Origin of the sequence: Pseudomonas sp. CM25 (assembly GCF_013179705.1) — a bacterium.
Lineage (GTDB): Bacteria > Pseudomonadota > Gammaproteobacteria > Pseudomonadales > Pseudomonadaceae > Aquipseudomonas.
Genome location: NZ_JABMCW010000288.1, coordinates 1 through 6,980, shown reverse-complemented (window position 1 = coordinate 6,980; position 6,980 = coordinate 1). Strand labels below are relative to the sequence as shown.

General features: G+C 64.3%; 6 protein-coding genes and 1 pseudogene. All 7 read right to left on the bottom strand.

Going from position 1 to position 6,980, the window contains the following annotated elements; genetic code table 11:
* Positions 1–199, bottom strand: a pseudogene (murD, locus tag HP546_RS23245) (UDP-N-acetylmuramoyl-L-alanine--D-glutamate ligase); the annotation flags it as partial.
* 6 nt (positions 200–205) lie between these two features.
* On the bottom strand, positions 206–1,288 hold the full coding sequence (mraY, locus tag HP546_RS23240) for a phospho-N-acetylmuramoyl-pentapeptide-transferase (RefSeq protein WP_043198036.1): 1,083 nt from the start codon (positions 1,286–1,288) through the stop codon (positions 206–208).
* Entirely contained in the window at positions 1,288–2,655 is a 1,368-nt protein-coding gene (gene murF, locus HP546_RS23235; RefSeq protein ID WP_172230017.1) for a UDP-N-acetylmuramoyl-tripeptide--D-alanyl-D-alanine ligase, read from the bottom strand. The genes mraY and murF overlap by 1 nt, the downstream gene beginning before the upstream one ends.
* Positions 2,648–4,138, bottom strand: a complete 1,491-nt coding sequence (locus HP546_RS23230) for a UDP-N-acetylmuramoyl-L-alanyl-D-glutamate--2,6-diaminopimelate ligase (RefSeq protein ID WP_172230014.1) — start codon at positions 4,136–4,138, stop codon at positions 2,648–2,650. Before HP546_RS23230 ends, murF begins: the two co-directional genes overlap by 8 nt.
* Positions 4,135–5,868 (bottom strand): penicillin-binding protein 2, encoded by a 1,734-nt coding sequence (locus HP546_RS23225; RefSeq protein ID WP_172230020.1) that lies wholly within the window; start codon positions 5,866–5,868, stop codon positions 4,135–4,137. The genes HP546_RS23230 and HP546_RS23225 overlap by 4 nt, the downstream gene beginning before the upstream one ends.
* Positions 5,868–6,161 (bottom strand): cell division protein FtsL, encoded by a 294-nt coding sequence (gene ftsL / locus HP546_RS23220; protein WP_172230011.1) that lies wholly within the window; start codon positions 6,159–6,161, stop codon positions 5,868–5,870. The genes HP546_RS23225 and ftsL overlap by 1 nt, the downstream gene beginning before the upstream one ends.
* On the bottom strand, positions 6,158–6,980 hold an 823-nt coding region (gene rsmH, locus HP546_RS23215; RefSeq protein ID WP_172230008.1), incomplete at its 5' end, for a 16S rRNA (cytosine(1402)-N(4))-methyltransferase RsmH. The genes rsmH and ftsL, both read right to left, overlap by 4 nt.

The window sequence follows — 6,980 nt, the reverse complement described above, 5'->3', positions numbered from 1 at the left end:
GGAAGTCGACGTCCAGCTCGCCACAGCGCACTTCCACCTGCGGGTAGTCACGGCGCAGGGTGTCCAGTTCCGGCGGTTGCTCGCGGGTGTCGGCGACCGCAAAGGCAATGCCCCGGCTCGCCAGGAAGCGAACCAGGGACATGCCGCTCTTGCCGAGGCCGACAACGATGCGGAATTGGTCGGAAGCGATCAAAGACACGCTCATCTACCTCAGTTTCAGGGTTGCAAGGCCAACCAGCACCAGGATCACGGTGATGATCCAGAAGCGGACGATCACCCGTGGCTCTGGCCAGCCCTTGAGTTCAAAGTGGTGGTGGATCGGCGCCATGCGGAACACGCGCTTGCCGGTCAGCTTGAAGGAGGCGACCTGGATAACCACCGACAGGGTTTCCACCACGAAGATGCCGCCCATGATGAACAGCACGATTTCCTGGCGAACGATCACGGCAATGGTGCCCAGCGCTGCGCCCAGCGCCAGCGCGCCGACGTCACCCATGAACACTTGCGCCGGATAGGTGTTGAACCACAGAAAGCCCAGGCCGGCGCCGATCAGCGCACCACAGAACACGATCAGCTCGCCCGAGCCCGGTACGTAGGGAATCAGCAGGTATTCGGCGAACTTCACGTTACCCGACAGGTAGCAGAAGATGCCCAGGGCGCCGCCGACCATCACCGTTGGCATGATTGCCAGGCCGTCGAGGCCATCGGTGAGGTTGACCGCGTTGCTGGAGCCGACGATGACGAAGTACGTCAGCACCACGAAGCCCACGCCCAGCGGAATGGTCACGTCCTTGATGAACGGCAGGATCAGCGTGGTTTCGACGCTGGTCGGCGCGGTCTTGTACAGGAACACGGCCGCAGCCAGGCCAAATACCGACTGCCAGAAGTATTTCCAGCGACTCGGCAAGCCACGGGAGTTCTTCTCGATCACCTTGCGGTAGTCGTCGACCCAGCCGATGGCGCCGAACGCCAGGGTGACGATCAGCACCACCCACACATAGCGATTGGACAGGTCGGCCCACAGCAAGGTGCTGATGGCGATGGCGGACAGGATCAGCGCACCACCCATGGTCGGGGTGCCGGACTTGGACAAGTGCGATTGCGGGCCGTCGTTACGCACGGCCTGGCCGATCTGGCGAATTTGCAGGGTACGGATCATCCACGGCCCCAGCCACAGCGCCAGGGACAACGCGGTCAGTACACCAAGGATCCCGCGCAGGGACAGGTACTGGAAGACCGCGAAGCCTTTGTGGAACTGTTGCAGATACTCGGCCAACAGCAGCAGCATTAATGTTTCTCCCCGCTGGCACCGCACAATGCCGCCACGACGTTTTCCATCGCAGCGCTGCGCGAGCCCTTGATCAAGATAGTGGTATCGCTGGCATTTTCGGCGCTAACCGCGTCGATAAGCTCAGCTTGAGTAGCGAAATGGCGGCCATTGGCGCCAAACGCCTGGACCGCATGTGTCATGTTGGAACCCACTGCGTACAGGGCGTCTACCTTGCCACGCGCGTAGTCACCCACCTGACGGTGGCCTTCTTCCGCCCATTGCCCCAGTTCGCCGATATCCCCAAGCACCAGGACGGTGCGTCCGGAAAAGCCGGCGAGTATATCAATGGCTGCGCACATCGAGGTGGGATTTGCGTTGTAACTGTCGTCGATCACGCGCACGCCGTTTGCCGCAATCTGCGCCACGGTGCGGCCCTTGACCGGTTGCACGGCCGCCAGGCCGGCGGCGATGCCGCTCAGGCTCAGACCAACGGCGTGGGCAGCTGCAGCCGCCGCCAGGGCGTTGCTGACGTTGTGCTCACCCAGCACATTCAGTTGCACATCGACCGTTTCACCGGCGCCGTGCAGCGTGAACGATGGGCAACCACGGGCATCGCGACCGATGCGTGTGGCGTAGAAATCGGCCCGCTCGTTGCTGCGAGCAAAAGTGATGACCTGGTGCGACCCGGCACGGGCCTTCCAGGTGGCAAAAGCCTTGTCGTCCAGATTGAGCACGGCGATACCGCCCTCGCCCAGGCCTTCGAGGATCTCGCCCTTGGCCTCGACGATCTTCTCCGGGCCACCGAACTCGCCTACGTGGGCAGTACCGGCGTTGTTGATGATGACAACCTGAGGCTTGGTCAGGCCGACGGTGTAACGGATTTCGCCAATGCGCGAAGCGCCCAGCTCGATCACCGCGGCGCTGTGCTCCGGAGCGATTTCCAGCAGGGTAAGCGGCGCGCCAAGATCGTTGTTGAGGTTGCCGCGGGTGGCGTGCACAAGGCCCCGGGTACGCAGGATGCTGGCGAGCATCTCCTTGACCGTGGTCTTGCCACTGGAACCGGTAATGGCCACCACCGGCTTGTCGAAACCGGCGCGGTTCAGGGCGCCCAGCTGACCCAGTGCCAACCGGCAATCCTTGACCAGCAATTGCGGCAGGTCGACGTCGGCTACTTCACGCTCGACCAGGGCAGCTACTGCACCTTTGGCTTTGACATCAGCCAGGTAGTCATGGCCATCGAAACGCGGGCCGGCCAAGGCGACAAACAGTTGCCCGGTGCGGACGCTGCGGCTGTCGATGCTGACACCGGTGAATGTGGCATCGGCACCGATTTGCTGAGCATCCAGTGCTGCGGTCAGCTGGCTGAGCGACATCGGCTTAAGCATGTGGAGCCTCCCAGGCGGCAAGTGCCTTCTCGGCTTCGGTCAGGTCGGAAAAATCATGGCGCTCGCCATTGATCTCCTGGTAATCCTCGTGTCCCTTGCCGGCCAGCACGATCACATCATTGGCGCCAGCAGAAGCAATCAGGTGTGCAATGGCGTCGCCACGGCCGGCGACGAACTCGACGTCGTCAGGCTTGGTGAAACCGGGGCGTATGTCGTCGAAGATGCGCAGCGGGTCTTCGCTGCGCGGGTTGTCATCGGTGACCAGCACGCGGTCGGCCAGGCGCTCGGCCACCTCGGCCATCAGCGGGCGCTTGCCGCGGTCACGGTCGCCGCCGCAGCCGAACAGGCACAGCAGCTTGCCGTGGGCGTGCGGGCGCAGGGCTTCGAGCACTTTCTCGAGCGCGTCAGGGGTGTGCGCGTAGTCGACCACCACCAACGGCTTGTCACCGCCACCCAGGCGCTGCATGCGACCCACCGGCCCCTGCAGTTGCGGGATCACCTTGAGGATCTCGTCCAGCGCATAATCCAGCGCCAGCAGGGTCGCCACGGCAGCCAGTACGTTGCTGAGATTGAAGCGGCCCAGCAGCTGGCTGCGCAGGGTCCGCTCGCCCTGGCCGGTGACCAGTGTGGCGCACACGCCACCGTCACTGAACTTCGCCGTGTGGCAGTACAACGAGGCGTCCGGGTTTTCCAGGCTATAGCTGAGCAGCCGGGTCTCGATATGATCGGTACTCGGGCGACGGGCAAAAGCTTGTGCCAGGCGACGGCCAAAATCGTCATCCAGGTTCACCACCTGGCAACGCAGGCTGCGCCAGGCGAACAGCTTGGCCTTGGCAGCCTCGTAGGCCTGCATGCTGCCGTGGTAGTCCAGATGATCACGCGACAGGTTGGTCATCACCGCGATGTCGAATTCCAGCGCCGCCACCCGGCCCTGCTCCAGGGCATGCGACGACACCTCCATCGCCACGGCCTTGGCGCCGGCTTTTCTCAGGTCGTACAGGGTCGACTGCACCGCGATCGGGTCCGGCGTGGTCAGGCGACCGCTTTGCAGCTCGCCGTAAAAGCCGGTGCCCAGGGTGCCGATCAGGCCGCAACGCTGGCCCAGCAGGTCCAGCGCCTGGGCCACCAGCTGGGTGACGCTGGTCTTGCCGTTGGTGCCGGTGACGCCGATCAGGTTCAGCTGGCGGCTCGGTTCGCCATAGAAACGCCCGGCGATATCCGAAAGCTGGGCGATCAGGCCCTTGACCGGGATCAACGCCACATCGGTCAGCGGCAGCACGTTGGCGCCCTGCTCTTCGTAGGCCACGGCGGCAGCGCCACGGGCCAGGGCATCGGCAATGTGCTCGCGGCCATCGACCTTGGCACCCGGCACGGCCAGGAACAGGTCACCCGGGCGCACATTGCGGCTGTCCAGGGTGAGTTCACGGATCAGCGGGTCGCGGCTGGCGTGGGCGAAAAGTTTGCTTAATGGCATTGTCATCATCCACGCCCTCCCTTGGCGGCTGCTGCATTGACTTGCGGTTGTTCGGTTGGTGGCGGCAGGTTGTCTGGCGGCACGTTCATCAGGCGCAGGGTGCCGGACATGACCTTGCTGAACACCGGTGCCGAAACCAGGCCACCGAAGTAGCCGCCCTTGCCTGGCTCGTCGATCACCACGACGATGGCGTAGCGCGGGTCGCTCATCGGCCCGAACCCGGCGAACAGCGAGCGGTAGGCGTTTTCGGTGTAGCCCTTGGAGCCCACCGTGGCCTTGCGCGCAGTACCGGACTTGCCGGCCACGTGATAGAACGGCACCTGGGCGCGGAACACGCCGCGCGGCGCTTCGATCACCTGCTGCAGCATGCCCTGGACGGTTTCGGCGGTTTCCTTCGGGATCGCCTGCACGGCTTCCGGGGCCTTGTCGACCTTGAGGATCGACAGCGGCACCATCTTGCCGTCGTTGGCCAGTGCCGCGTAGGCATGCACCAGCTGCAGGGCGGTTACCGACAGACCGTAGCCATAGGACAGGGTGGCGGTCTCGGCCTTGCGCCACTCACGGTGGTTGGGCAGGTTGCCGACACGCTCACCCGGGAAGCCCAGGCCGGTGTACTGGCCCAGGCCAACCTGGGACATCACCCGGTAAATGGCCTCGCCGCCAATGTCAAAGGCGATCTTGCTCATGCCGACGTTACTGGAGTTGATCAGGATGCCGGTCAGGTCGAGGATCGGGCCCTCGCTGCGCGACACGTCCTTGATGGTGTAGCGGCCGATCTGCAGGCTGCCCGGGTAAACCTCGACCTTGTCGGTGGTTTTCCAGCGGCCACTCTGCAGCGCCGCGCTCATGGAGATCGGCTTGACCGTGGAGCCCGGCTCGAACACGTCGATGATCGCCCGGTTGCGCATCGCCGCCGGGAACATGCTGCGGCGGTTGTTGGGGTTGTAGGTGGGCTGGTTGACCATCGCCAGCACTTCACCGGTCTTGACGTCCATGATCACCAGGCTGCCGGCCTTGGCGTCCTGTTCGGCAATGGCGTTGCGCAGCTCGCGGGTGGCCAGGTACTGCAGGCGCAGGTCTATCGACAACGCCAAGGTCTTGCCGGCCTTGGCGTTCTTGGTGACCTGGATGTCCTTGATCAGCCGGCCGCGCCGGTCCTTGATCACCTGCCGCTTGCCGGGCACGCCGGCCAGCCATTCGTCATAGGCCAGTTCCACCCCTTCGCGACCGTGGTCGTCGAGGTCGGTGAAGCCGACCATGTGCGCGGTGACATCACCGGCCGGGTAGAAACGGCGGAATTCTTCCAGGCCATACACGCCCGGCACTTTCAGGTCGAGCACGTGCTGGCCCTGCTCCGGGGTCAGGCCACGCACCAGGTAGATGAACTCTTTACTGGCCTGCTGGGTCAGGCGCTCGGTCAGCTGCTGCGGGTTCTGCCCCAGCGCGGCGGCCAACTGCGGCCAGCGTTCGCGGGACGCCTGCATTTCCTTGGGGTTGGCCCACAAGGTGGTGACCGGGGTACTCACGGCCAGTGGCTCACCGTTGCGGTCGGTGATCAGGCCACGGTGTGCCGGGATGGGGATATGCCGCAAGCTGCGCGCATCGCCCTGGCCCTTGAGGAAGGCACGGTCGACCACTTGCAGGTCGATGATGCGCCAGCAGATGGCACCGACCATGATCGCCAGCAGGCCGATCACCACGCGGAAGCGCCACGGGTAGAGTGCGCCTTCGAGTTTCATCATGGCGCCACCATCCGTACTTCGTCAGCCGAAGGCACGCGCATCTTCAGTTGCTCGGAAGCCAGGCTCTCGATGCGGCTGGCGGCGGTCCAGGTGCTTTGCTCCAGGATCAACCGGCCCCATTCGGCCTGGGCCTTGTCACGCTCGCTCAATTCACCATACAGGGTATTGAGCAGCTGGCGGTTCCAGTGCGCGCTGTAGGACACCGCGATGGCCGAAACCAGCACGCCGACGAACAGCAGGAGCATCAGGAAGCTTCCGCCTGGCAACGGTTTGGCAAAGAGCCTGCTCACCGCAGCTTCTCCGCCACACGCATGACGGCGCTACGCGACCGCGGGTTGGCCTTGAGCTCGGCTTCGGAGGCGAACTGGGCTTTGCCGATGAGCTTTACTTTCGGTTCGAAGGCCTTGTGCTGAACCGGCAGGTTGCGCGGCAGGTTGTCGGCCTCGCCCTTCACCAGCTTGCGCATGAACAGTTTGACGATGCGGTCTTCCAGCGAGTGGAAGCTGATCACTGCCAGGCGGCCGCCAATCTCGAGCGCATCCAGGGCGGCCTCAAGACCGGCCTCGAGGTCGCCCAACTCGTTGTTGACGTGGATGCGCAGGCCCTGGAAGGCGCGGGTAGCCGGGTTCTTGCCTTTCTCCCAGGCAGGGTTGGCGACCTTGAGCACTTCCGCCAGGTCGGCGGTACGGGTGAACGGCTGCTTTTCGCGGCGCTCGACCACGGCACGCGCCATGCGGCCGGCAAAGCGCTCTTCACCGTACTCCTTGAACACGCGAGCGATTTCCTCGACCGGCGCAGTGGCAATGAACTCGGCGGCACTGATGCCCTGCCCCGGGTTCATGCGCATGTCCAGCGGGCCATCATTGAGGAAGCTGAAGCCGCGCTCGGGGTCATCCAGCTGCGGCGAAGACACGCCCAGGTCCAGCAATACGCCGCTGACCTTGCCGTGCAAGCCACGCTCGGCCACTTCCGCGCCCAGCTCGGCAAAGCTGCGCTGCACAATGACAAAGCGGCCGTCTTCGGCCGCCAGCGCTTGCCCTGTGGCAATCGCCTGTGGATCTTTGTCGAAGCCCAGCAGCCGCCCTTGCGGCCCGAGCTTGCTGAGGATC

What these genes read in the sequence shown, in the direction of transcription:
- mraY (WP_043198036.1), bottom strand. Translation starts at nt 1,288, where the DNA reads ATGCTGCTGCTGTTGGCCGAGTATCTGCAACAGTTCCACAAAGGCTTC.
- murF (WP_172230017.1), bottom strand. Translation starts at nt 2,655, where the DNA reads ATGCTTAAGCCGATGTCGCTCAGCCAGCTGACCGCAGCACTGGATGCT.
- HP546_RS23230 (WP_172230014.1), bottom strand. Translation starts at nt 4,138, where the DNA reads ATGATGACAATGCCATTAAGCAAACTTTTCGCCCACGCCAGCCGCGAC.
- HP546_RS23225 (WP_172230020.1), bottom strand. Translation starts at nt 5,868, where the DNA reads ATGAAACTCGAAGGCGCACTCTACCCGTGGCGCTTCCGCGTGGTGATC.